Here is a 25,145-nt window from a genome sequence, read left to right as displayed (position 1 = left end):
ACTTGTCCTAACGAACGCCATCCCCAACCCTGAACACATGCCACCGCAGCTCACGACCGCACTCCGTATGGGCACCCTGGCCCTCCTCTGGGGCTCGGGCTTCCTCTGGATCAAACTCGCCCTGAACCACGGCCTCTCCCCCGCCCAGATCACGATCACGCGCTGCGCCCTGGGCACGCTGGTCCTGCTGGCGCTGGCCCGGCGCTCCGCCCAGCGCCTCCCGAGGGACCGCGCCACCTGGGCCCGACTCGCCGTGGCGGCGCTCCTCTGCAACGCCGTCCCCTTCGCCCTCTTCAGCGTCGGCGAGCAGACGGTCGACTCGGGCGTCGCGGGCGTCCTGAACGCCACAACTCCCCTGTGGTCCCTGCTGATCGGCGTCCTCCTGGGCACGGACCGTGTGCTGCACCCGCTCCGCCTGACCGGCCTCGTCCTCGGCTTCGCCGGTACGCTGCTGATCTTCGCCCCGTGGCATCGCTCGGGCCTCATGAGCTGGGGCGCCCTGGCCCTGCTCGGCGCGGCGGCGAGTTACGCGGTCGCCTTCGCGTACATGGCCCGCAAGCTGACCGGCCGGGGTGCGCCGATGGCCGTCTCGGCGGCGCAGCTTCTGATGGCCACCGCCTGGAGCACCCTGGCCCTGCCGGCCGCGGGCCCCGTGCACGCCGACGCGACAGCTCTGCTCGCCGTCACCGTTCTGGGTGTGTTCGGCACGGGCGTCACCTTCTACCTCAACTACCGCCTGATCGCCGACGAGGGCCCCACCAGCGCGGCCACCGTCGGCTACCTGCTCCCCGTGGTCTCGGTGGCGCTGGGCGCACTCGTCCTGGGCGAGACCATCGGACTCCGGGTACTCGCGGGGATGGCGGTGGTGCTGGCCGGGGTGGCGATGACCCGCGGAGTGGGAACCCGCGGGGGTTCACCTGCCGGCGCCGACGGGGCGGCGACAACCGGGAGTTCGCGCACCGGCGCCGACGAGGTGCCGTCCGCGTCCGCCCGGCGCCGCACCGGGGCGGCGCCTCACGCGCCGTAGAACTGCTCGTCCACCACGGCGCGGGCCCTGCGCGTGATGCGCCGGTAGTCGTCGAGCATGTCGCCCACGTGTCCGGGCCCGTACCCCAGGTACCGGCCCACGGCCGCGAGTTCGCGCCCGTCCGAGGGGAACGTGTCGCCCGCCCGTCCCCGCACCAGCATCACCGCGTTGCGCACCCGCGTGGCCAGCACCCACGCCTCGTCCAGTATCGCGGCGTCCTCGCCCGTGAGAAGTCCGGCGGCGCACGCGGCGGCCAGCGCCGGACGCGTCCGCGTCGTGCGCAGCCCCGGCTCCACCCACCCGTGCTGCAACTGAAGCAGCTGCACCGTCCACTCGACGTCCGACAGCCCGCCCCGCCCCAGCTTGGTGTGCAGCGTGGGATCCGCGCCGCGCGGCAGCCGCTCCGCCTCCATCCGCGCCTTCAGCCGCCGGATCTCGCGCACCGCGTCGTCCCCGAGCCCCTCCGCGGGATACCGGAACGGGTCGATCAGCTCGATGAACCGCTGCCCCAACTCCTCGTCGCCCGCGACGAATTCGGCCCGCAGCAACGCCTGCGACTCCCACACCAGCGACCACCGCCGGTAGTACGCCTCGTACGACGTCAACGTCCGCACCGTCGGCCCGGACTTGCCCTCGGGCCGCAGATCCGCGTCGATGAGCAGCGGCGGATCCGCGCTCGGAATCTGTAGCAGCCGCCGCATCTCGGACACCACGGCGTTCGCCGCCCGCGCGGCCTCCTGTTCGTCCACGCCTTCTCGCGGCTCGTGCACGAACAGCACGTCCGCGTCCGACCCGTAGCCCAGCTCGTACCCCCCGAACCGTCCCATCCCGACGACCGCGAACCGCGTCGGCAGGGTGTCCCCCCACCCCTCCCGCACCACGGCCCGCAGCGTCCCGGCGAGGGTGGCGGCCGTCAGATCCGAGACGGCACCGCCCACCAGGTCCACCAGCGCGCCCTGATCCGCCTCGGCCGGTGTCTCCTCGGTGCCGTAGGAGGAGACGATGTCCCTGGCCGCCGTGCGGAACAGCTCCCGGCGCCGCACCCCGCGCACGGTGGTGACCGCCTGTTCGGAGCCCCCGGCCCGGCCGACCGCGGCGAGGACCTCCTGCTCCAGCTGAGCCCGCCCGCGCGGCTCGAGCCCACCCCGGCCCCCGTCGCCGTCACCGAGCAGCGCCACCGCCTCCGGGGCGCGCATCAGCAGGTCAGGAGCGAGCCGGCCCGCCGACAGCACCCTCGCCAGGTTCTCGGCGGCGGCCCCTTCGTCCCTCAGCAGCCGCAAGTACCAGGGTGTCTTGCCCAACGCGTCGGACACCTTGCGGAAGTTGAGCAGCCCGGCGTCCGGATCGGCGGAGTCCGCGAACCACCCCAGCAGCACGGGCAGCAGCGTCCGCTGGATCGCCGCCTTGCGCGTGACGCCCGACGCCAGCGCCTCCAGGTGCCGCAGGGCCGCGGCCGGATCGGCGTACCCGAGGGCGACCAGCCGCTCCCGTGCCGCGTTCGGACTCAACCGCGCCTCGCCGGGGGCGAGTTGGGCGACGGCGTCGAGCAGCGGGCGGTAGAAGAGCTTCTCGTGCAGCCGGCGTACGACGGTGGCGTGCCGCTTCCACTCGCGGTTCAGGTCGGTGATCGGATCGGCGCGCAGCCCGAGCGACCGTCCGATGCGCCGCAGGTCGGCGTCGTCCTCGGGCACGAGATGCGTACGCCGCAGCCGGAAGAGCTGTATGCGGTGCTCCATGGTCCGCAGGAAGCGGTAGGCCTCGTCGAGCTGCACCGCGTCGGCGCGGCCCACGTAGCCGCCCGCGGCCAGCGCCTTCAGCGCGTCCAGGGTGGTACCGCTCCTGAGCGACGCATCGGCTCGCCCGTGCACCAACTGGAGGAGCTGCACGGCGAATTCGACGTCTCGCAGTCCGCCGGGGCCGAGCTTCAGCTCACGCTCTATCTCGGCGGCCGGGATGTTCGCGACGACCCTGCGTCGCATCTTCTGCACGTCGGCGACGAAGTTGTCGCGCTCGGCGGCCTGCCAGACGAGGGGCGCGAGGGTGGCGACGTACTCCTCGCCGAGTCCGATGTCCCCGGCCACCGGCCGCGCCTTCAGCAGTGCCTGGAACTCCCAGGTCTTGGCCCAGCGCTGGTAGTAGGCGAGGTGGCTGCTCAGGGTGCGCACGAGCGGGCCGTTCCGGCCCTCCGGGCGCAGGTTGGCGTCCACGGGCCAGATGGTGCCCTCGACGGTCGTCTCGGAGCAGATGCGCATCATGTGGGAGGCGAGCCGGGTGGCGGCCTGGACCGCCTTGCCCTCGTCGGCGCCGTTCGCCGGCTCGCCGACGAAGATGACGTCGACGTCGGACACGTAGTTCAGCTCGTGGCCGCCGCACTTGCCCATCGCGATGACCGCGAGCCGGCAGATCGCCGCGTCGTCGGGGGCGGCGGTCCGGGCGATGAGGAGCGCGGCGCGCAGGGTGGCGGTGGCGAGGTCGGCCAGCTCGGCGGCGGTCTGGGCGAGGTCGGTGGTGCCGCACACGTCACGCGCCGCGATCGACAGCAGACAGCGTCGGTAGGCGACGCGCAGCGAGACGGGGTCGGCCGCCTCCGCGAGCCCGCGCTCGAATTCCTCCACCCCCGGGTGCAGATCCCGTGGCTCGTACGTCACGAGTGCCTGCCAGTCCCTGGGGTGGCGGGCGAGATGGTCGGCGAGCGCGGCGGAGGCACCGAGGACGCCGAGGAGCCGGTCCCGCAGGGGTTTGGCCGCGATCAGCGTGTCGAGGAGCTCCCGGCGGGCGGTGTGGTCGTCCTGCGCCTCGACCAGGCGGACGAGTCCGAGCAGCGCCAGATCGGGATCGGCGGTCGCGCCCAGGGCTTCCAGCAGCACGGGGTCGGCCTTGACGGGCTCCAGCTCGGCGCTCTCCAGCAGCCGCTCGGCGGCCGACGGATCGGTGAAGCCGTGCCGCAGCAGCCGCGAGAAGGTACTGCTCCTGCGCCCCGGCGCCGTCATCCTCGGCCTCCCGTCTGCCCCACGTCGTACCTGCCCTCGGATCCTCGGATCAAGGTCGTACGAGTCCTCGGATCAAGGTCGTACGAGATCAAGGTCCTACGAGAGGGAGCCTAACCGGAGTGGGCGGGGGAAGCGCCGGGGCCGGGGGCGACGAGTCGCGCCGGAGTGCGGGGATTCCGCCGGACCGGGACCATGGTCGTCGGGCGGGGACCGTGGTCGTCGGGCGGGGACCGTTGCCGTCGGGCAGGGACCGTTGCCGTCGGGCGGAGACCGTTCGGGCGAGGTGGCCCGGGGAGACCCGAGGCGGCCCGGGCCGTCAGTTCACCAGGTCTTCATCCATCGGGTTGGGAAGCGCGGGGTGCGGGCATCTTGGCGTGTGCATGCTCTGTCTGCACCGCTCACGCCCTCGTCCCCCCACTCGGAGGTCCGAAGTGTCCGGCAGAAACGTGTACCGCCGCAGTCGTGCCCTCGTGGCATCCGCCGCAGCCTTCGCCGCAGCCGCGGTCGGGCTCTGGACCGGGTTCGGGGGCTCGTCCCCCGCGCAGGCCGCGGCCGCGGCCGCGGTCCCGTCCCCTGACCACGTCGTCGTCGTGGTCTTCGAGAACCACGCCTACAGCCAGGTGATCAACTCCTCCAGCGCCCCGTACATCAACTCGCTCAGGACCGGCGGCGCCAACCTCTCCCAGTCGTACGCCGAGACCCACCCGAGCCAGCCCAACTACTTCGCCCTGTTCAGCGGCTCCACGCAGGGCGTCACCGACGACAGCTGCTACACGCCCGGCTTCTCCTCCGCCCCGAACCTCGCCTCGGAGCTGCTCGCCGCGGGCAAGACCTGGGCCAGCTACAACGAGACGCTGCCCAGCCAGGGCTCGACGACGTGCAGCAGCGGCACCTACGCGCGCAAGCACAACCCGTGGTTCGGGTTCAGCAACGTACCGACGTCGAGCGCGAAGACGTTCACGCAGTTCCCGACGGACTACACGACGCTCCCGCAGGTCTCCTTCGTCGTCCCCAACCTGTGCAGCGACATGCACGACTGCTCGGTGGCGACCGGTGACACCTGGCTGAAGAACAAGCTGGGTGCCTACGCGAGCTGGGCCAAGACGCACAACAGCCTGCTCGTCGTCACCTTCGACGAGGACAACCGGCTCAGCGGCAACCGCATCCCGACGGTCCTGTACGGCCAGCAGGTGACGGCGGGTTCGTCCTCGTCGGCCACGTACAACCACTACGACCTGCTGCGCACCCTGGAGGACATGCACGGCCTGCCGCACGCGGGCAACGCGGCCTCCGGCAAGGACATCACCGGCGTCTGGACGTCCTGAGATGTACGTGGCGGACAGCCGCGCCGGTACACCGGATTCTCCGGCTCCGGAGTCTGCGCCGGCGTCCGCGGAAGGCGCCGCCCGGCCCCGTGCCGGGCGGCGCCGCGCCGCGGTCGCGCCCACGGTGCTCGCGCTCGGCACGGTCAGCCTGATCACCGACGTCTCCTCCGAGATGGTCACGGCGGTGCTGCCGCTGTACCTGGTGACGGGCCTTGGCCTGTCCCCGCTGGGCTTCGGGCTGCTCGACGGGATCTACAACGGTTTCTCGGCGCTGGTCCGGCTGGCCGGGGGCCATCTGGCCGACCGGGGCGGGGGCCGCCACAAGTGGGTGGCGGGGGCCGGGTACGCCCTGTCGGCGGCCTGCAAGCCCCTGCTGCTCCTGGCCCACACGCTCACCCCCATCGGCCTGATCCTGGCCGCCGACCGCACCGGCAAGGGCCTGCGCACCGCCCCGCGCGACGCGCTGATCTCACTGTCCAGCACGTCACAGACGCGCGGACGGGCGTTCGGCGTGCACCGGGCGATGGACACGGCGGGCGCGCTGTTCGGCCCGCTCGTGGCCTTCCTGATCCTGCGGGCCACGGTCGACGGCTACGACGCGGTGTTCACGGTCAGTTTCTGCGTGGCCGTGTCCGGTGTGCTGGTGCTGGTGCTGTTCGTGCCGGGCGGATCCACCCGGCCGCCCGCGACCACGGACACTCCCGGCCCCACTCCCCGCCCCACCCTCCGCGCCGCCCTCGCCCTCCTCCGCCGTCCCGCGCTCCGCCGCCTGGCCGTCTGCGCGCTGCTGCTCGGGCTCGCCACGGTCAGCGACTCCTTCGTCTATCTCCTGCTCCAGCGGCGCCTCGGCGTACCGGACCGCTGGTTCGCGCTGCTGCCCCTCGGCACGGCGGCCGCGTTCCTCCTGCTGGCCGTCCCGCTCGGCCGGCTCGCGGACCGGGTCGGCCGGTGGCGGGTGTTCCTGGCGGGCCACGGCGCCCTGCTGCTCACGTACGGGCTGCTGCTGTCGTCCTGGCACGGGACGGCGCTCCCGTACGCCGTCCTGGTCCTGCACGGCGGCTTCTACGCGGCGACGGACGGCGTGCTCATGGCCGCGGCCTCGGACAGCGTGCCGGACGAGCTGCGGTCGTCCGGCCTGGCGCTGGTCCAGACGGGGCAGGCGCTGGCCCGGTTCGTCTGCTCGATCGGCTTCGGCGCGGCGTGGACGGCGTGGGGCGACCGTACGGCGCTCACCGCGTCGGCGATGGCGCTCGCCGTCTGCGCGCTGTTCTCGCTCGGTCTCCGCCCACCCCGCCCACCTCGTTCAGAAGGCCTGGCATGACCCTTCGTACGCGCATCCTGGTCCTGATCTCGGCCCTCGTCGTCCTGGCGGGCGTGGCCACGGCCTCCGTCCTGCACGCCTCGGCCCGCGCCGACCAACGCGACCGGGCCCAGCCGGGCGGCCCGAGGATCACGGCGGGCACGGTCGCGCTGACCGGCGACAGCGGCCGCCTGATCTTCCGGAACATGGCGTGGGGCCCGCACCGCGACGAGCTGACGACGGTCCAGGCGTCGGACCCGGCGGGCCCGCGCACGGCGTCGACGGTCAAGTGCCTGCGCTTCCACGCGGCTTCGGGCACGGGGGTGTGCCTCCGGGCGGTGCACGGCACGGTCCAGGACACGTACCGGGCCGTCGTCCTCGACGCGCACCTTCACGAGACGGCTCACTACGACGTACCGGGCATCCCGTCCCGCGCCCGCGTCTCGCCCAGCGGCCGTTTCGCCGCCTGGACGGCCTTCGTCGGCGGCGACTCGTACGCGGGTACGAACTTCTCGACGCGGGCGGCGATCGTGGACACGCGCACGGGGAAACTCACCCCGTCCCTGGAGGCGTACCGCATCGTCAAGGACGGCCGGACGTACCGCGCGGCGGACGTGAACTTCTGGGGCGTGACGTTCGCGGCGGACGACCGCGCGTTCTACGCGACGCTGGCGACACGGGGCAGGACCTACCTGGTCCGAGGCGACCTCCACACCCGCACGGTCACCACCCTCCACACGAACGTCGAATGCCCGTCCCTCTCCCCCGACGGCACGCACATCGCGTACAAGAAGCGCGTGAAGGGCCTCCCGAAGGACGCCCCTTGGCACCTGTACGTCCTCGACCTGCGCACGATGCGGGAGACGGCACTCGCCGAGCCCCGCAGCGTCGACGACCAGGCGGTCTGGCGCGACGACCAGACGGTGGTCTACGCCCTCCCGGGCGACTACGGAGCGGACCTCTACTCGCTCCCGTCCGACGGCACGGACACCCCACGCCGTCTGCTGACGGCGGGGGTGTCGCCCGTGTACCTCGACTGAGCCCCCTGGTCCCCCTGCCCCCCTGGGTCCACGGCAGGCGGGGCGCGGCTCAGGAGACGTGCCCCAGGTCCAGCTCCGCCCAGGTCGTCTTGCAAGGGGCGGGCCCGTCGTCGACGCCCCACCGGTCGGCGTACGCCTCTACGAGGATCAGTCCGCGGCCCGACTCGGCGTCAGGGGCGTACGTCAGCTCGAACGGCTGTTGGAGGTCGGGCAGTTCAGGAACGTCGAGATCCAGGTGATGCCCAGCGATCACGACGATCACGCGGGTCTGACGGGCGGATTCCGCGTCTTCAAGCTCCGGAGCGGCACCTCCCTGGGGTACACGGAGGTACTGCACATCACCCGCCTGATCTCCGAGCCGAGAGAGGTGCAGTTCTTGGAGATGCAGTATGGAAGCATCCGAGCGCAGGCTCTCACGCCACGGGAGTCACTGGCCTTCATCGAGAAAGTGCTGGGAGAGACATGAGCGTTGAGTCCGTTCCCGGGGGCGGCACGCAGCTGGAGTGGTTCAAGAGCAGCTACAGCAGCGGCGAGCCGGGATCCGACTGCGTGGAGGTCGCCACCGCCCCCGACACCGTCCACATACGGGACTCGAAGAACAAGGAGGGGGCGCAGCTCGCGTTCCCGAAGGGCCCGTGGGCCGACTTCGTGGCGCACACCGCCAAGGGCTGACCCCTGCTCGGACCGCATGCGACGCGTGTCGGTTCTCATCCGATCGAGGTATCCGCTCGGGCCGCAGTGCAGGCGTGGCTCATATCCGGTGGACTACGCTGTGCGGCTATGAATACCGGGACGGCCTTGCGCCACACACGGATCGGTGACCCGGTGCTCTTCTGAGCGCCGTACGGGCCGGTTTGGGCCCGCTGTTCGATCGAGGCTCTTGCGCCGCTGCGCGGGCTCCGCCTCCGTCGTGTTGATCACAGGCTCTGCACCTCAACCACGACAGGAGTATGCATGCCCACCAAGACGTTGCGGATTCCCACCACGGACGGCCAGGCCGACGCCTTCGCCGCCTTCCCCGACCACAGCGAGCGGTACCCAGGGGTGCTGATGTACGCGGACGGCTTCGGCATCCGGCCCGTGCTGCGGGAGATGGCCCTCGAACTGGCCGGGCACGGCTACTACGTGCTCGTCCCCAACTCCTTCTACCGGCACGGCCCGGCACCGCTGGTCGAGCTTCCCGAGTACATCGGAGAAGGGATCCGGCCCGCGGTCTTCGCCCAGCTGATGCCCCTGATCGAGGCGCACACCGCCGAACGTGTCCTGAGCGACGCCGACGCCTACCTCAGGTTCCTCACCACCCAACCCGAGGTCGGCGCCGGACCGGTCGCGGTGACCGGCTACTGCATAGGCGGCCTCTACGCGATGCGCACCGCCGCGGCCCACCCCGACCAGGTGGCGGCCGTCGCCGCGTTCCACGGCCCGGTGGGTGTCGATGGGGCCAATCTCTTCTCCAAGCTCACCGCCCAGGTCCACCTCGGCCACGCCGAAGGCGACATGACGCCTGAGGCCCTCGGCGAGCTCAACCAGGCCCTGGATGCGGCAGGTGTCGGCTACACCTCCGAGATCTACCCCGGCACCATCCACGGCTTCACCATGTCCGACACCGACGCCTATAGCGCCTTCGGGCTGAAGCGCCACTGGGATCGCCTGCTCCCCCTTCTGGACCGCACCCTGGCCAACAGCTGAGGCTCCAGCCCGGAAACCAAGCCTGAAACGGCCGCGATCAGCAGACGGCATGGCGGGCCACACCGATGTCTCCATGGCCGTGGCCCGCCTCTATCGCGAACGAGGCTTCCGTAAAAAGCCAGGTCACTTGAGAACCCCGAGCCTCCGCGGTCGCAAACGACCTGGCATCCCAGCTCGTCAACGGCCCACCATGTGACAGTCGCAGTCCGGCAGGACACTCAAGCGGGTGATCACGCCTTCCAACTGTGGTGGTGGGCTGTGGTTAGGGGCGTTCACCTGCGTTCATGGGCGGCTCGACCATGGGCCGGGCCTCGATCTCGGTCCAGCCCACGGCTGTGAACGGGGCCCGATGAGACGGAAATTGAGACGGACGGCGGAGCCGGACTCGCTAGCATCCTCCGTGTCGAGGAGGAGCCATGACACTGGTGCGCAAGGGAGCACGACGCATCGTCGTAGACGGCACCGCTTACCGTTGGCGGCTGCGACGCAGGCCGACCTACTTCCAGGCATTGTCCTGGACACCGTGCACATTCGCGGTTGAGCATGCGGACACCCCCGGGACGACACTCGTGGTCTCCACCGACCGGCCGCATCCGAGCAATTGGGTCGGACGTGAGGCCAAGCCTGTGCTGCCGTCCGGCGTTGCCCAGGCCATCCAGCTTGCCCTTCACAAGGGTTGGACTCCGACGGCTCCGGGCTCCCCGTTCCACCTCGACCAGTCCGTCGGCTTCACCCGCTCGCCCTGAGCGGAGCAGTGAGCACCGCATCAGGAGTTCGATCGGGTGGCCTGCCTGGAGCCCTGGCGCTCATGCCGGTCCAGCGTTCACGGTCGCTCAAGACCGTGCGAGCGTGGCGTCCTGGCCGACGCCCGGGACTCAGCCGGCCTTCTCCTGGCGGGCCTCGACGCCCTGCTGACGCGCTACGCGGATGCGCTGCGAGAGCACGGGATTCCGCGGCCGCACTGAGCGAACGGGCCGTCCTCCGGCTCGCCGTGGGAGTGCGGCTCAATGGTCGTCGCGGATGGGGCGGCTGCTGTGGTGCTGCACTTCGCCGCTGTGCTGCCGCCTGCGGCCACTCGGTTCAGCACAGGAGTTGAACGTGTTCAGAAATGGTGTCAGCATGGCGGGGCCGTGATCGGTGAGCGGCTGAATCGCAGTCGCCTTTGGTGCTGCTTCTTTTGGGGAGGGAAGGGCCGTGCCGACCCACTCGTCCGGCCTCGCCAGGTACTGGCATACGGCGTTCGTCGCCTGCCTGCTCGCGCTCGCACTCGCGCTCACGGGATGCAATCCCCATATGTATGACGAAGTGCCCGCACTGCATGACGTGAAGCGGGCGGAAGTATCGGGGTCATGGATCGGCTACGACCGGACGAACGTTGTCTTCCGGCCTGACGGGAAGGCCGACATCCGTCTCTTGGACGGACAGGAATGGGACTTCGACGACAGGTGGCGCCTGTCAGGCACGGGAACCTGGAAGCTGACCGACAAGCGGACCGGATGGAACGACGGCCAGCATGTCCAACTGACCCTCACCTCACGCACCGCGGTCGCGACTCGTGCGCCGGAGCCGAACGAGCCGCTCGACCCGTCGGCCGACCGCCCCGAGACACCCAAGACCTACACCTGGACATTCGAGTTGCGGCGCGACGACAAGGAAGCGCTGAAGCTCTACTTCTTCTTCGGCGACCCTGACTCGCGCAGCACATACATCCTGCAGACAGACGCGCCATAGTCCATGTTGGCGGACCGGTCGCGCAGGCCGTCGGCTTCGTGTCCGCATCAGGCCTCTGCCGAGGTGGAGGCGGCGGTGTGTGAGCCAGGTGTGTGAGCCAGGTGCGCGGGCTTTCCGGTGAGGTGCGGTTCGAGAGGGCCGCCCGTGCGGCGGTCGCAAGTCCCTGACCAGCCTTAGGGATATCCCCATGTTTCACGACAGCCGAGCGGCGAACGGTTAACTCTCAAGTAACGTCCCCGGGCAATCCGCTCCACCGGCCTCCCCCCCCACCTCATCGGAGACCACCCCCATGTCCGCTGCGACAAACGCATTCGGCTCCGGTCTGCCGGACGCCCGATGTAGCACCCCCGCTCCTACCGTCCTGATGGACGACCAGGCCCTCGGGGACTTTCTCGACGCGGCCATCGGCGAGTATCAACTCATCACCGCCGAGGCCCCGTTGCCATGTTTCGCTCTCCTTCTCGGCAACGCGGAGGCGACGACGTACCACGTACAGCGCATCGCCTTCGGCCGTAACGCGCGTACCAGTGACCCAGCGGCTCGACGGGAGTTCCGCGAGACGATCGTGCCGAAGTTCGGGCCGGCCTACGAGAACGAGCACCGTGGCTGGTGGATGGACTCCCGCGACCTCCTCCGGGCGTCCCGCGAGGCCGACGCTCTGGGCATGGACCTGCTCGGCTCCATCCACATGCACCCGGACTGGCACCGCCTGGGCCCGCCGTCGGAACGGGGACAGACGCTCAGCGAGCGTCCGACTCCCATGGACCGCCATCTCTTCGGCCGGACCGAATGGCCCCTCAACATCATCTGCTACCTGGAGCGTCGGGGCGGAGTCTTCTACCACGCCCTGGCGGCCTGGGCCCCGCCTCCCCGGCGTTCGTCCGAGGGCACCGAGTGCCTCGAGGTCGCACTCCGGATCCGTACCAGTTCACTGACAAGGGCGTGAGATCGATGCACCAGCCGGAAGAAACGAACGCCCCCGCCCAGCAAGACACCCAGCAAGCCACCCAGGACGACGCGCGGGCGATACGCGCCCTGTGGGCCGAGATGGCCCGTGGCTGGGCGGCCGGTGACGCCGCGCTCTTCGCCGCGAGCTTCGCGGAAGACTGCGACTTCACGACCGTACGAGGCGACAAGCCGTCCGGCCGGACCGGCATCGAGGCCGGACACGACGCCCTCTTCCACGGGCCGTACGCCGGAACCGTCCTCGACGCTCGCGTCGTGGCCGTCCGATTCCTCCGCCCCGACCTGGCCACGGTCGAGGCGGAGTCGACCATCACCGCGCCGGACGGCGAGCCGCTGGCCACCACGCACGCGTTGGCCGTCGTGGAACGGACGGCGGAGCGGCGCTGGTCGATCAGGGCGTTTCACAACATGCTCCCCGCGCCCCGTCCGGCACAGCAGGCCCCCGGCCCGAGGGAGTCCACCGCGCACGAACCCGCCGTGAACGAACCCGCCGCGCACGAACCCACCGCGAACGAACCCGCCGCGAACGAACCCGCCGCCCGCCCGAAACTCCGCCACCTGGCCATCGTGGCCCGCGATCCGGAGAAGCTGGCCGAGTTCTACTCCTCGGTCTTCGCGATGGAACTCTTCCACCGCGATCCGGACGGCAGTTGCTTCCTCTCCGACGGCTATCTGTCCCTCGCCCTGATCAAACATCGGCTCGACGGTGACACCCCGGTCGGCTTCAACCACTTCGGTTTCCACATCGAGGACACGGCGGCCACCTCCGAGGCGCTGGTGGCGGCCGGTACTCCGAAGCCGGCCGAACGCTTCACCAACCGCCCCTTCGCCGAGTACCGGGCCATGGATCCGGAGGGCAACTGGTTCGACCTCTCGGAACACGGCTTCGGCGGCCCACGCCCACCGTCCGACTCCACCGGGTCCTGACCTTCGACCAGACGCTCCGCAAGGCCGCGCGGCGACGCACCAGCTGGGGCAGGGGCCCGAGGCGGAGGCGCCGCGCGTGCCGTGCGGCACGCCGGGTGAACTCACCGGGTGAGCTCTCCGGCGTGCCGCACGGCGACGGCGGTCGTCCTGCCGCAGACCTCTCCCCTACGTTCTGACCTGCAAGTTTCAACGCTCTACAGCTCTCCCCACAGGGCTGAAACCCGGTTGAAGCCATTCTGAACCGCCCCACCCGCAAGCTCTGCGGCATGACGACGACGAACCACGAACCCGCGATCGCGGCCACCGGGCTGCGGAAGTCCTACGGGGACAAGACCGTCCTCGACGGCATAGACATCCAGGTGCCCGCCGGCACGATCTTCTCCCTCCTCGGGCCGAACGGGGCGGGCAAGACCACGGTGGTCAACATCCTCTCGACGCTGATCTCCGCCGACGGCGGACAGGCGCGGATCGCCGGACACGACCTCGCCGCCGAGGCCCAGGCCGTTCGGTCCGCCATCGGTGTCACCGGTCAGTTCTCCGCGGTGGACGGCCTGATCACCGGCGAGGAGAACATGCTCCTGATGGCCGACCTGCACCACCTCTCCCGCGCCGAGGGCCGACGGGTGACCGCCGCACTGCTGGAGCGCTTCGACCTGGTCGAGGCCGCGAAGAAGCCCGCGTCCACCTACTCCGGCGGGATGAAGCGCCGCCTCGACATCGCCATGACCCTGGTCGGCAGCCCGCGGATCATCTTCCTCGACGAACCGACCACCGGCCTCGACCCGCGCTCCCGCCACACCATGTGGCAGATCATCCGCGAGCTGGTCTCCGGCGGTACCACCGTCTTCCTCACCACCCAATACCTGGACGAGGCCGACCAGCTCGCCGACCGCATCGCGGTGCTCAACGGCGGCAAGCTCGTCGCCGAGGGCAGTGCCGAGGAACTCAAGCGGCTCGTCCCCGGCGGCCACGTACGGCTGCGGTTCTCCGACCCGGTGGCGTACGAGCGGGCGGCGACCGCACTGCGCGAGACCAACCGCGACGACGAGGCGCTCACCCTGCAGATCCCCAGCGACGGAAGCCAGCGCGAGCTGCGCGCCATCCTCGACTGGCTGGACGCCGCCGGCATCGAGGCCGACGAGCTGTCCGTGCACACCCCGGACCTGGACGACGTGTTCTTCGCCCTGACCGGCAGCCCCGTCCCCGCCGACACCAACGCCGGCAAAGACACCGACAACGACAACGCCAAGGAGACCGTCCGATGAGCACCGCGTCCTACGCCTTCCGCGACAACCTCACCATGCTCCGGCGCAACCTCCTGCACGCCCGCCGCTACCCCTCCCTCACCCTGAACCTCCTGCTCACCCCGGTCATCCTGCTGCTGCTGTTCGTGTACGTCTTCGGCAACGTGATGAGCGCCGGCATCAACGGCGGCCACGCGAACCGCGCCGACTACGTCGACTACCTCGTCCCCGGCATTCTTCTGCTGACCGTGGCCATGACCTCGCTCGGCACCGCGGTAGCCGTGTGCACCGACATGACCGAGGGCATCATGGCCCGGTTCCGCACCATGGCGATCTCCCGCGCCTCCGTGCTGATCGGCCACGTGATCGGCAGCGTGCTCCAGACGCTGATGGCTCTGGTGCTGGTCCTGGGCATCGGACTGGCCATCGGCTTCCGGCCCGACGCGTCACCGGTGGAGTGGATCGCGGCGGCCGCTCTGATGGCTCTGACCAGCCTCGCGATGACCTGGCTCGCGGTCGGCATCGGTCTGGTCAGCCCCAACCCCGAGGGGGCCAGCAACATCGGGACGCCGCTGGTGATGCTGCCGTTCCTGTCCAGCGCGTTCGTGCCGGTGGACGCCATGCCGGGCTGGTTCCGCTGGTTCGCCGAGTACCAGCCGTTCTCGCCCCTCATCGAGACCCTGCGCGGGCTGCTGCTGGGCAGCGGGATCGGCACCAGGAACGCGGTGCTGGCCGTCGCCTGGTGCCTGGGGCTGTCGCTGCTGGGCTACCTGTGGTCCAAGGCGCGGTTCAACCGCGAGCCGCGGCACTGAGCTCGTGCAGCGCGGCCGCCCGCAGTTCCTCCCGCTTCAGGGTGGCGTACGTCGACCTCGCGTCGTCGTAGGCCGCCCTGTCGGCGTTCTCGGCAGCCTGCCGGGACCTGGCCGAGGACAAGGTGGGGAACTCCCGCACCGCCGGCATCCGCTCCGCCAGCGCCACCAGCCGTACGGCCGCCGGATCGCCCCCCGCCAGCCCGGCGAAGCCGAGCGCCAGCAACACCGTGCCGTACACCGGCAGTTCCGCCGGGGAACCGTCGCCCGAAGAGCGGGACAGCATCCCGAGCAGCCGTTCCCGCAGCCGCTCGGCCAGCCCGGCCACCGGCTCCAGCCGGCCGCGCTGCGCGTGCGCCGCGAGCGCGGCCGACTGGATCTCCAGTGACCACGGATCCACGAACGGATCGTCGGCGTGCAGCAGGCTGCCCTCCCGTATCCGCTCCACCGCCTGGCGCCACAGCCCCAGCCCGACCTCGGTCAGCCCGCGGGCCAGTGCGATCTCCGCGCGGGCCGGCAGATCGGTGCTGAAGGACTCGGCGGACTCCGGCTGCTGCTCCAGGGCCGCGAGTCCCAGCCAGTACTCCGCTTCGTCGACCTCCCCGCGCTGGAGACAGGCCAGCACCAGCCCCCAGCGGACGCCGATCGTGTCCGACCAGTCGCCGACCTCGTCGAGCGCGCTCAGCGCGGCCCGCAGATGGTCGTACGCCTCCGCGCCATGCCCGGACTTCAGGCACAACTCGCTGATCCGCCCATGACTGATCAGCCGCATGGCCGGATTCTCGAGCGACCCCAGGGTGTCAAGCATCCGGCGGGCGCACTCCAGCGCGCGCTCCGTCTCGTGCTCGGTCTCCCACACGTAACTGGCGACGCCTGCCGCCATGCCCGCCAGCATGGGCGCGTCGGCGTCGCAGAGTTCCCGCAGCCGCGTGTACTGCGGCGGGTGCATCTCCGGGAAGGCGCACAGCACGATGGCCAGCGCCCGCGCCAGCGTGTCCGGCGGGGCGGGCGGCAGCCGGCGGAGCGTGACGAGATGGCGTACTGCGTGGGGGCCGCGGCCCATGAAGAGGCAGGCCGTGCACACCGTCGCCGCGCTGCGCGCCGTCTCGACGTCCTCGGCGTTCTCGGGACCGGGACGGAAATGGGACAGCGGCCCGCCGGTCTCCTCGGCGAGGACGGCGAGCCGGGCGTAGTTGGAGCCGGTGGACCAGAGCGAGCCCAGCGCTGCGGTGAGAGCCGCGGTGGTGGGCCCGTCGGCGCGGGCCAGCGCGTACCGCAGGGCCAGGACGAGGTTGTCCTGCTCGGCCCGGATGCGGATCCACGGGCGCCGCGGACCGCCGCTGAACAGCACGTCGTGGTGCGCCCGCCCGAAGTCCCGGGCCCAGAGCAGGAACCGGGCGGTCACCGCCTCCTCCTCGCCGGCCTCCGCGCGCCGGGCGGCACTGAACTCCCGCAGCGTCTCCAGCATGTGGAAGCGCAGCCCGGAAGGGGTGTCCCCGACCTTGATCAGGGACTGCCCCGCCAGCTGCTCCAGCAGCGTCAGCGCGTCCGCACTCTCGCCAAGCGCGTACTGCGCGGCGTCCTCGGTGAACCCGCCGGGGAACACCGACAACGCGCGCATCGCGGCCCGGCCGTCGGCCTCCAGGAGATTCCAGCTCCACTCGACCACCGCCTGCAGCGTGCGATGCCGTTCGGGCGCGTCGCGGGCGCCGCCGCGCAGCAGCGAGAAGCGGTCCCGGAGCCGGCGCGAGATGTCGGCCACGGAGAGCACCCGTACCCGGGCCGCGGCGAGTTCGACGGCCAGCGGCAGCCCGTCCAGATGGCGGCAGATCTCGGCCACCTGGTCGGCGGGCAGTTCCACGCCGGGTCTGGCGGCCCGCGCCCGCTGCGTGAACAGCTCGACCGAGGTCGCCGGCGAAAGCTCCGGCAGGGCGTACACCGACTCCGAGGTCAGCCCCAGCGGGGCCCGGCTGGTGGCCAGGACCCGCAGCTCCTTCGACCGCGACACCAGGGCCTGTACGAGGTCCGCCGCACCGGGGATCACCTGCTCGCAGTTGTCCAGCACCAGCAGCGCGGGCCCGGCGCCCAGCGCGGCGACTATGCCGCCCACCGCGTCCCCGCCGAACCGGCCCTCCCCGGCACCGACCGCCGAGGCGACCTCACCGGCCACGTCGTCATCGGCGAGGACACCGGCCAGGGTGACGAAATGCACCACGGGCTGCGCGGCCGCCCGGCTCACCGCGTGGGAGAGCCGGGTCTTGCCCAGCCCGCCGGGACCGACGACCGTGACCACCCGCGCCTCGCGCAGCAGCCCGCTCACGGCGGCGACGTCGGCGTCCCGCCCCAGCAGCGGATTCGGCTCGTGCGGCACACCGTGCCGGACCGTCGGCACGTCCGCCCGCAGCAACTCCTGGTACACGGACCGCAGGCCGGGCCCCGGATCGGTCCCCAGCTCGTCCCGCAGCCTGCGGCGGTAGGCGTCGTACCGGGTCAGCGCCGCCGCCCGCCCGGCGGTCGCGGCCTCACACCGCAGCAGCTCCGCCAGCAGCTCCTCGTCCCGCGGCAGCTCCCGGGCCAGCCCGGCCAGCGGCGCCGCCGCCTCCTCCCGCCGCCCCACCCGGGCGAGCGCGAGTGCCCGGAAGCGGACCAGCGCACGATGCGCCCGGACCCGGTCGGCGCGCAGCGCCACCACCGGATCGTGCAGATCCTCGCCCGCACCGGCACCCACGCTCGCGTCCCAGAGCGCCAAGCCGGCCTCGGCCTGCGCCAGGACGCCTTCGTGATCCCCGGCCCGCGCCCGCTCGGCACTCGCCGCCTCGTACAGCAGCAGCGCGGAACTGTCGACCTGTGCCTCGTCCAGCGCCAGCCGGTACCCCGTCGGTGTGCTCACGATCAGCTCGGCGCCCAGCTGCGCCCTGAGCCGTGACACCAGGACCTGCACCGCCTTGCCCGGCCGCTCCGGCAGCTCGTCCGGCCACAGCCCCTCCACCAGTCGGCCGGTGCCGCAGCCGGTGCGCAGATCCCCGGCGAGCAACGCCAACAGCCCGCGCAGCCGGGGCGCGGTGATCTCCCGCCCGTGATAGGCGACTTGGGACAGCAGGGCCAACTCGGTGGTCATGCCCGAAGATTAACCAGCAGAACACCGAACGCACCCGCGGGACCGTTCCTAAAGACTGAGTGGGAGTGAGTCCTGTTGCCAGGACTCGTGCTCAGCCGAATGCCCCGAACGGTGTTGGGCGTTCTGGTCCCCCGCGTTCGCTCCGCGTCCGGGCCCGACGGATCGTGTCCGTGGTCCGGGAATGCGGGGGCGGGTTCCCTCACGCCAGGGGATGCCCGGTCTGGCCTGGACGGTCCGATGCCCCGCACGATCGCTCTGGTCGTGCGGGGGCGGTGCCGTCCGTCGCCGGATCGGATATCCCTGGGCGCGCCTTCCGATCGCCACGGCTGCCGCGTCGTGGCGAGTGGTCTTTCTGATCTTTGAGGTGAGGGGCTTTTGCCAGTGCTGGGCGCCCCAGCGGCTGGTGTAGGCCGGGTCCACGGCGATGATCGCGATGCCGGTGTGGTCGGCCATGGAGGTCAGGCGGGCGCGGAGCCTGCCGGTGGGCATGCCGGAGATGAGCTGCCTGAACCGGCGCTTGCGGCCGTGTCTCTCGCGCGTCTTGTCCGCGGTGAAGTCCAGGTCCTCGACGGCGATCGCCGTGACGCCGCAGGCCCTGGCCCAGTGCAACAGCCCGGTGAGAGCGTGCCGGACCTGCGCGTCGCGGTGGCCAGCCGGTCCGGACAGGTCGAAGGGGAAGCGGCGCGGGTCTCCTACGGGGTTGCCGTGGACGTCGAGGCGCCAGGCGGCGAGATGGTCGGCGTTCATGTCGACACCGATTACGCCCTGGGTGAGCGCGGCCTCGATCGGGACGGTCTGGGTGCGCGGGATCTGCCAGGAGGCGGTCAGGTACCAGCGCCCGCGGGCCGTGTCGTAGTGGATGCGGTAGGCGATGGCCCGGTTGGCCTCTACCCGGTCGGCCCACTCCTGCCCTCGGTGCGGGAAGTGCACCTGGCAGGCGAGGACGTACCGGCCGTGCGGGGCATTGGCCAGCTCCTTGAGCGGGGCCGGGAGCTTGATGCTCACCTCACCCTCGGGGCTGACGCGGACGGTCTCGTTGCCGTACCGCTTCCCGGACTCACCGTCGGCCTTCAAAAACCAGCGCTCGGCCTCCCACCGCTGCCGCCACCCGGTCTCGGTGAGCTGTGCGGCGGCCAGGTGGTGCCGGGTGCGGGCCAGGTGCTTGCCGCCCCGTACGACGTGCACGACCCCGGCATCGCGGTCCGTGCGAGCCTGCTCCAGCCGGTCTTCAAGGACGTGCAGGCGGCGGGCCTTGGCGTGCCACTCCTGCCTGCTGTGGTAGCCGCCCGGCGCCCGCCTGCCGCCCTTCTCCCGCAGAGGCAGGCACAGCCGGTGCCTGATCGTGCTGATACCGGCTTCCAGGCTCTGGATATGGGCGAGCTGGCAGCGGCGGGACAGGGCCCACTGGTCGTGGCTGGCCTTGGTGATGGCTCCCGCCCAGCGTGAGGAGGACAGGGGCGTCATTTCCCGCTTGCGCGCCGCCCACGCCTCACCGTCGTGCGCCAGAGCGTCCGCGCAGCGCGCCTTCAGATCACGGGAGGCCAGCGTGCCCAGATGTGCGCCCACCAGCCGCAACACCTCCTCATCAGCAGGCGCGAGCTGCTTGAGCCGGGTACGGACCGCCACCCCCGAAGGACCGGACGCGACAAACGGCACTGCCAGCTTCCGCAGCCCACCCACCCCGCCACCCCCGTACAGCCCTTGAAAACCCGGTCATCACACCCAACGAGCAACACAACAAAAGGTCACACATTCGACAGGCGAACTCCCCTTCCCGTCCGGGAACAGCAGCACCCAGCCCCGCCCGGGAACATCAACGCTCACTCATACACGCCAGAACACGCTCGTACACAGTCAAACGCCAGCAGTTCCAAACCCCGCCCAGCCGACCGCGTCCGGAATCCCCACCGCGCCAAACGAACCCTGTCGCCCTACGGAGCAGCGCGGCATCGACGTGTCCGAAGAAGCCCGCGCGCGGATCACCGAGTGCGGCGCCCCGGAGCTCCTACGCCACTGGTCGCGACGACTCTTGTCATATCTGCCGGCTTGCTCCCGGATCACGGCATAGCAGCGCCCGGCTCAGCGGGGATCGTGGGTTCGTTCCGGCACTCCAGGGCGTCGGCCATCGCCCGTGCCGAGTGCAAGAGGTACTTCATGTGGTCGCGGGCCGATGTACCGCTAGTGAGGGTGTCGGTCATGACGCCCGCCAGGGGAGTCTCGGTCTCCTGCCGCGAAGACGTGCCGGGAATCTTGCACTTGACGTAGATGCCGTACCGGACGACTCCCCTGGAGTCCTCCACCTGGTGCAGTTTCACGTCCGAATTGACCGGAGTGTTGGTCCCTTCCTCGGCGCCCTTCGTCTGGAAGTCGAAAGGAAGAGACGAGGGCCCGAATTCCACCTTCAGCTCTTTCTTCTTGCCTGCGTCGAAAGCAGTGATGGTGCACAGTTCGGACGACCAGTGGGATCCGTCCGAGCCCCCGGACTCCATCTGCTTGTAGTGCTGCGCCCTCGCGTCCTTCAAGTCGACGCCGCCCCTGTCCAGCTCACCACCGCCGGCCACGTCCGCATGGCTCTCGACCCACTCGATTCCCGAATCTCCCAGGGCTTCCTCGCAACCGTCCGCCGCCGAAGTCGACGCGTCACCCTCCGTGGAGCAGGACGTCGCCGTCAAGAACAGCGCTGCCACAGCCAAGGAGCTGGCGGAAACTCTCATCATCAGAATCCTCGAACGTCCTTGGTGTCGCTACGCGTGCGACCCTTGTTGTAAGCCTCTTCCGCCTCGTCCGACAAATCCCAGATCTCATCGTCGGACATGCCGTTCGTCTGCGCGTAATTCAGCAGCGGAATCATGGCATTGTGCTGGCCCATGTCTCTGGCCTTGTCGATTCCCTTGAGTGCCTCGTCCGTATTGTCGAACTCGTTCTCCTTCAGCCAGTCGAGCGTCTGGTTCGACATATGGGTCCATGTCGAGTCCGTCGTTGAACAGGTCGACAGAGGCGTCGAAGATGCTGGGACGGGCGTAGTCGCCGTCGACCCTCAGCTGTTCTCGCAGGTCGTACGCCATATTTCCCAGCTTGCCCAGTTCATCGTCGTGGACGACCAGGTCACCGTCACTGCTTGCACCGCCCCTTCCGCCGCCCCCTTAATCAGCAAGCTGATTAAGTTGCATCCTCGCGGACCGCTTCTCGGCAGCCTCGGCCTTGAGCTGTTCCCACTCGTCCCATGCCATGTGGGGGCCCTCCCCGTACGTCGGTCGTGCCAATGGACGCCTTCGCTTTCGTGCACGGTAGCAACTTGTATGAGCTACGGCCTAAGCCGGGCCAGCGCCACCAGGCGGCGCGCGAACACGGCATGCACGCTCTCAGGCACTTCTACGCCTCCGTCCTTTTGGACGCCGGCGAGAACACCAAGGCACTGAGTCACTATCTCGGACACAACGATCCGGGCTTCACGCTTCGCGTCTACACGCACCTCATGCCGAGCAGCGACGCGCGGGCCCGGAAAGCCGTGGACACCCTCTACAGCGACACACTTTCGACGCCTGACGGCCCGCAGACGGCCCAGGAGGACTGACACGCCATGGGGCCGACGGTCCATGACCGTCGGCCCCATGCGTCATTCAGCGGGACACCCGCCCTGATGACCGGCGCCTACAGCACCGGCAGGTTCTTCCGCAGCTCGAAGGCCGTCACCTCGGAGCGGTACTCCTCCCACTCCTGCTTCTTGTTGCGCAGGAAGAAGTCGAAGACGTGCTCGCCCAGGGTCTCGGCGGCCAGCTCGCTGCGCTGCATGAGTGCCAGCGCCTCGCCGAGGTTCTGCGGCAGGGGCTCGATGCCCATCGCGCGGCGCTCCGCGTCCGAGAGGGCCCACACGTCGTCGTCGGCGCCCGGCGGGAGCTCGTAGCCCTCCTCGATGCCCTTGAGGCCCGCCGCGAGGAGCAGCGCGTACGCCAGGTACGGGTTCGCGCCCGAGTCGAGGGAGCGGACCTCGACGCGGGCCGAGCCGGTCTTGCCGGGCTTGTACATCGGGACGCGGACCAGTGCGGAGCGGTTGTTGTGGCCCCAGCAGATGTACGACGGAGCCTCGCCGCCGGCGCCTGCCGTGCGCTCCGAGCCGCCCCAGATGCGCTTGTAGGAGTTGACCCACTGGTTGGTGACGGCCGAGATCTCCGCCGCGTGCTTCAGCAGGCCGGCGATGAAGGAGCGGCCGACCTTGGAGAGCTGGTACTCCGAGCCGGACTCGTAGAACGCGTTGCGGTCGCCCTCGAAGAGCGAGAGGTGGGTGTGCATGCCGCTGCCCGGGTACTCCGAGAACGGCTTCGGCATGAAGGTCGCCTGCACGCCCTGCTCCAGCGCCACCTGCTTCATGACCAGGCGGAACGTCATGATGTTGTCCGCCGTCGAGAGGGCGTCGGCGTAGCGCAGGTCGATCTCCTGCTGGCCGGGCGCGCCCTCGTGGTGGGAGAACTCGACCGAGATGCCCATCGACTCCAGCATGGTGATCGCCTGGCGGCGGAAGTCCATGCCGACGTTCTGCGGGGTGTGGTCGAAGTAGCCGGAGTTGTCGGCCGGGGTCGGGCGCGAGCCGTCCAGCGGCTTGTCCTTCAGCAGGAAGAACTCGATCTCCGGGTGGGTGTAGAAGGTGAAGCCCAGGTCGGAGGTCTTGGCGAGGGCGCGCTTGAGGACGTAGCGCGGGTCCGCGAAGGACGGGGAGCCGTCCGGCATGAGGATGTCGCAGAACATGCGGGCCGTGCCGGGGGCCTCGGCGCGCCACGGCAGGACCTGGAACGTCGACGGGTCCGGCTTGGCGATCATGTCGGACTCGTATACACGGGCGAAGCCCTCGATGGCCGAGCCGTCGAAGCCGATGCCCTCGTCGAAGGCCTGTTCCAGCTCGGCCGGGGCGACGGCCACCGACTTGAGGAAGCCGAGTACGTCCGTGAACCACAGACGTACGAACCGGATGTCGCGCTCCTCCAGTGTCCGGAGCACGAACTCCTGCTGCTTGTCCATCTTCCGCTTCCACCCATCCTTGCTGGTCAGGCCGCCTGCTCCCACGCCCGGGGGACGGTCGGGGCACCTGAGCATCCCACCACAACACCATTTCGTGCGCGTTGCGGACCTTGATCGGCCGGCCGACCTCGGCCTGAACGCCTCGCGTACAGCAGGTGTCCTGCTCTGACGCCCATCTTGCCTGCTCCGACGCGTATCCGTAATGGCCGCCCCTCGCGTTCTCTCCTGACCCACCTTAATTTGCATATCAGATGCAAGTTTTAATACCGTGCCGAGCAGACGAGAGGGGTACGCCCCGCCCCTCCGGCCCCGGCTCAGAGGAGTCCCGATGCTGTCCGAGCAGTCCGCCGCCACCGTGCGCGCCACCCTCCCCGCCGTCGGCGCGGCCGTCGGCGAGATCACCGCGCGCTTCTACGACCGGCTGTTCGCCGCCCGCCCCGAGCTGCTGCGCGACCTCTTCAACCGCGGCAACCAGGCGGCGGGGACGCAGCGGCAGGCGCTGGCGGGCTCGATCGCCGCGTTCGCCACGTACCTCGTGGAACACCCGGACGAGCGCCCCGACGCGATGCTGGACCGCATCGCCCACAAGCACGCCTCCCTGGGCATCGCACCCGGGCAGTACGCGGTCGTCCACGAGCACCTCTTCGCGGCCATCGCCGAGGTCCTCGGCGACGCGGTCACCCCCGAGGTCGCGGCCGCCTGGGACGAGGTCTACTGGCTGATGGCGAACGCGCTCATCGCCATCGAGCGGCGGCTGTACGCGCAGCACGAGAACACCGGTGACACCGGCGGCCGGCGGCCCTGGCGGGTCGTGGAGCGCGTGGACGAGACCGCCGACGTCGCCGCCTTCCGGCTGCGCCCGGCCGACGGCCGGCCCCTCCCGGACTTCCGCCCCGGCCAGTACGTGTCCGTCCGCGTCGAACTCCCGGACGGCGCCCGCCAGACCCGCCAGTACAGCCTCGTCGGCGCGCCCGGCTCACCGGAGCTGCGGATCGCCGTGAAGCGCGTCCACGGCGGTACGACACCGGACGGCGAGGTCTCGAACCATCTCCACGCGCGCGTGCGCGAGGGCAGCGTCCTGGAGCTCTCCGCCCCGTACGGCGATCTCGCCCTGGAGGCCACGGACGTGCCCCTGCTGCTCGCCTCCGCCGGCATCGGCGTGACCCCGATGATCGCGATGCTGGAGCACCTCGCCCTGACCGGCCACCGCGCCCCGGTCACCGTCGTGCACGCCGACCGCTCGCCGGCCGAGCACGCCCTGCGCGCGGACCACGAGGCGTACGCGGCCAAGCTCGCGGACGCGGCCGTCCACTTCTGGTACGAGCACCCGGAGCCGGGGCACCCGGCCGACCGCACGGGGCTCGTCGACCTGACCGGCGTGCCGGTCTCCGCCGGCACGCGCGCGTACCTGTGCGGTCCGCTGCCCTTCATGCGCGCCGTCCGTACCCAGCTCATCGAGAAGGGCGTGGCACCCGCCGACATCCACTACGAGGTGTTCGGACCCGACCTCTGGCTCGCCCGGGAGAGCTGAGGAGCGCCGGTGATACCCAGCAGCAGCGGCCCGGTCGGGGCCGCGACCATGTCCTGCACGGTCAGCGGGTCCAGCGACGCGAAGAACGCCTCCTGGGCCCGCCGCAGCGCGCCCCGCAGCCGGCACGCGGAGTTGAGCGGGCAGGGCGTGGACCCCTCGCAGTCGACGACGTCGCCGTCCCCCTCGAAGGCGCGCACGACCGCGCCCACCGAGGCCGTGCGCCCCGCCTCCATGAGCGCGAGGCCGCCGCCGCGGCCGCGGCGGGCCGTGATCAGCCCGAGGTGCTGGAGTTCGGCGACGACCTTCGCGGCATGCGTGTACGGCACGTCCATGTCCGCCGCGACCTCGCGGGTCGTGGGGCTGGAATCACCCGTGACGGCGAGCCGCATCAGGACACGCAGGGCGAGATCGGTGGAGCGCAGCAGCCGCATGGCG

21 protein-coding genes and 2 pseudogenes are annotated in these 25,145 nt (G+C 70.6%); 16 read left to right on the top strand and 7 right to left on the bottom strand.

The annotated features are described in order from the left end of the window. Positions 1-37 precede the first annotated feature (37 nt). Positions 38-1,027, top strand: a complete 990-nt coding sequence (locus tag SAVERM_RS30785; protein WP_010987375.1) for a DMT family transporter — start codon at positions 38-40, stop codon at positions 1,025-1,027. On the opposite strand, the gene SAVERM_RS30780 is transcribed toward SAVERM_RS30785, so the two are convergent. Further along, on the bottom strand, positions 1,015-4,017 hold the full coding sequence (locus SAVERM_RS30780; RefSeq protein ID WP_010987374.1) for a bifunctional [glutamine synthetase] adenylyltransferase/[glutamine synthetase]-adenylyl-L-tyrosine phosphorylase: 3,003 nt from the start codon (positions 4,015-4,017) through the stop codon (positions 1,015-1,017). The two genes, SAVERM_RS30785 and SAVERM_RS30780, sit on opposite strands and share 13 nt — an antisense overlap. Before the next feature lie 446 nt (positions 4,018-4,463). On the opposite strand from SAVERM_RS30780, the gene SAVERM_RS30775 reads away from it, so the two are divergent. The 13 genes from SAVERM_RS30775 to SAVERM_RS30720 all read left to right on the top strand — a co-directional run bounded on the left by SAVERM_RS30775 (position 4,464) and on the right by SAVERM_RS30720 (position 15,051). After that, entirely contained in the window at positions 4,464-5,342 is an 879-nt protein-coding gene (locus SAVERM_RS30775) for an alkaline phosphatase family protein (protein ID WP_370628388.1), read from the top strand. 1 nt (position 5,343) lies between these two features. After that, positions 5,344-6,663, top strand: coding sequence for an MFS transporter (locus SAVERM_RS30770; RefSeq protein WP_010987372.1), 1,320 nt, complete (start codon positions 5,344-5,346; stop codon positions 6,661-6,663). Beyond that, entirely contained in the window at positions 6,660-7,682 is a 1,023-nt protein-coding gene (locus SAVERM_RS30765; RefSeq protein ID WP_010987371.1) for a TolB family protein, read from the top strand. Before SAVERM_RS30770 ends, SAVERM_RS30765 begins: the two co-directional genes overlap by 4 nt. A gap of 58 nt (positions 7,683-7,740) precedes the next feature. Further along, positions 7,741-8,148, top strand: coding sequence for a Scr1 family TA system antitoxin-like transcriptional regulator (locus tag SAVERM_RS42835; RefSeq protein WP_154696739.1), 408 nt, complete (start codon positions 7,741-7,743; stop codon positions 8,146-8,148). Next, the gene (locus SAVERM_RS30750; protein ID WP_010987368.1) at positions 8,145-8,354 is read left to right on the top strand and encodes a DUF397 domain-containing protein; all 210 of its coding nucleotides are present in this window, start codon (positions 8,145-8,147) and stop codon (positions 8,352-8,354) included. The genes SAVERM_RS42835 and SAVERM_RS30750 overlap by 4 nt, the downstream gene beginning before the upstream one ends. 282 nt (positions 8,355-8,636) lie before the next feature. Next, the gene (locus SAVERM_RS30745) at positions 8,637-9,371 is read left to right on the top strand and encodes a dienelactone hydrolase family protein (RefSeq protein ID WP_010987367.1); all 735 of its coding nucleotides are present in this window, start codon (positions 8,637-8,639) and stop codon (positions 9,369-9,371) included. Positions 9,372-9,787: 416 nt separating this feature from the next. Beyond that, positions 9,788-10,117 (top strand): hypothetical protein, encoded by a 330-nt coding sequence (locus SAVERM_RS40565; RefSeq protein WP_078234550.1) that lies wholly within the window; start codon positions 9,788-9,790, stop codon positions 10,115-10,117. A gap of 36 nt (positions 10,118-10,153) precedes the next feature. Next, positions 10,154-10,336: a DUF6959 family protein gene (locus SAVERM_RS45985; RefSeq protein ID WP_078234549.1), complete on the top strand. Its 183-nt coding sequence runs from the start codon at positions 10,154-10,156 to the stop codon at positions 10,334-10,336. 229 nt (positions 10,337-10,565) lie between these two features. Further along, the gene (locus SAVERM_RS30740) at positions 10,566-11,102 is read left to right on the top strand and encodes a hypothetical protein (protein WP_010987366.1); all 537 of its coding nucleotides are present in this window, start codon (positions 10,566-10,568) and stop codon (positions 11,100-11,102) included. A gap of 364 nt (positions 11,103-11,466) precedes the next feature. Then, on the top strand, positions 11,467-12,048 hold the full coding sequence (locus SAVERM_RS30735; RefSeq protein WP_037645639.1) for a hypothetical protein: 582 nt from the start codon (positions 11,467-11,469) through the stop codon (positions 12,046-12,048). Positions 12,049-12,053: 5 nt separating this feature from the next. Continuing rightward, positions 12,054-12,995, top strand: a complete 942-nt coding sequence (locus SAVERM_RS30730; protein ID WP_010987364.1) for an SgcJ/EcaC family oxidoreductase — start codon at positions 12,054-12,056, stop codon at positions 12,993-12,995. A gap of 266 nt (positions 12,996-13,261) precedes the next feature. Continuing rightward, positions 13,262-14,260 (top strand): daunorubicin resistance protein DrrA family ABC transporter ATP-binding protein, encoded by a 999-nt coding sequence (locus SAVERM_RS30725; RefSeq protein ID WP_010987363.1) that lies wholly within the window; start codon positions 13,262-13,264, stop codon positions 14,258-14,260. Next, positions 14,257-15,051, top strand: coding sequence for an ABC transporter permease (locus tag SAVERM_RS30720; protein WP_010987362.1), 795 nt, complete (start codon positions 14,257-14,259; stop codon positions 15,049-15,051). Before SAVERM_RS30725 ends, SAVERM_RS30720 begins: the two co-directional genes overlap by 4 nt. Here the strand turns inward: SAVERM_RS30720 and SAVERM_RS30715 are convergent. From SAVERM_RS30715 to SAVERM_RS30700, 4 genes and pseudogenes are all read right to left on the bottom strand, one after another. After that, positions 15,029-18,166, bottom strand: a complete 3,138-nt coding sequence (locus tag SAVERM_RS30715) for an ATP-binding protein (protein WP_010987361.1) — start codon at positions 18,164-18,166, stop codon at positions 15,029-15,031. The genes SAVERM_RS30720 and SAVERM_RS30715 overlap by 23 nt on opposite strands. 48 nt (positions 18,167-18,214) lie before the next feature. Next, positions 18,215-19,846, bottom strand: a pseudogene (locus SAVERM_RS30710) (nuclease/transposase family protein). A gap of 377 nt (positions 19,847-20,223) precedes the next feature. Further along, positions 20,224-20,883, bottom strand: coding sequence for a hypothetical protein (locus SAVERM_RS30705; protein WP_010987359.1), 660 nt, complete (start codon positions 20,881-20,883; stop codon positions 20,224-20,226). Continuing rightward, on the bottom strand, positions 20,883-21,122 hold the full coding sequence (locus SAVERM_RS30700) for a hypothetical protein (RefSeq protein WP_010987358.1): 240 nt from the start codon (positions 21,120-21,122) through the stop codon (positions 20,883-20,885). Before SAVERM_RS30700 ends, SAVERM_RS30705 begins: the two co-directional genes overlap by 1 nt. A gap of 354 nt (positions 21,123-21,476) precedes the next feature. Between SAVERM_RS30700 and SAVERM_RS30695 the strand changes: the two are divergent. After that, a pseudogene (locus SAVERM_RS30695) lies at positions 21,477-21,740 on the top strand (tyrosine-type recombinase/integrase); the annotation flags it as partial. Positions 21,741-21,817: 77 nt separating this feature from the next. On the opposite strand, the gene SAVERM_RS30690 reads toward SAVERM_RS30695, so the two are convergent. Further along, on the bottom strand, positions 21,818-23,179 hold the full coding sequence (locus tag SAVERM_RS30690) for a glutamine synthetase family protein (RefSeq protein ID WP_010987356.1): 1,362 nt from the start codon (positions 23,177-23,179) through the stop codon (positions 21,818-21,820). A gap of 328 nt (positions 23,180-23,507) precedes the next feature. Between SAVERM_RS30690 and SAVERM_RS30685 the strand changes: the two genes are divergently transcribed. After that, on the top strand, positions 23,508-24,710 hold the full coding sequence (locus SAVERM_RS30685; RefSeq protein ID WP_010987355.1) for a globin domain-containing protein: 1,203 nt from the start codon (positions 23,508-23,510) through the stop codon (positions 24,708-24,710). Here the strand turns inward: SAVERM_RS30685 and SAVERM_RS30680 are convergent. Then, positions 24,665-25,141 carry an Rrf2 family transcriptional regulator gene (locus SAVERM_RS30680; protein WP_037645636.1) on the bottom strand — a complete coding sequence of 159 codons (477 nt, stop codon included), beginning with the start codon at positions 25,139-25,141 and terminating at the stop codon, positions 24,665-24,667. The two genes, SAVERM_RS30685 and SAVERM_RS30680, sit on opposite strands and share 46 nt — an antisense overlap. Between the last annotated feature and the right edge of the window lie 4 nt (positions 25,142-25,145).

Origin of the sequence: Streptomyces avermitilis MA-4680 = NBRC 14893 (assembly GCF_000009765.2) — a bacterium.
Classification (GTDB): domain Bacteria; phylum Actinomycetota; class Actinomycetes; order Streptomycetales; family Streptomycetaceae; genus Streptomyces; species Streptomyces avermitilis.
Note: the sequence above shows the minus strand (reverse complement) of the source record. Positions and strands in the feature narration are given on the sequence as shown.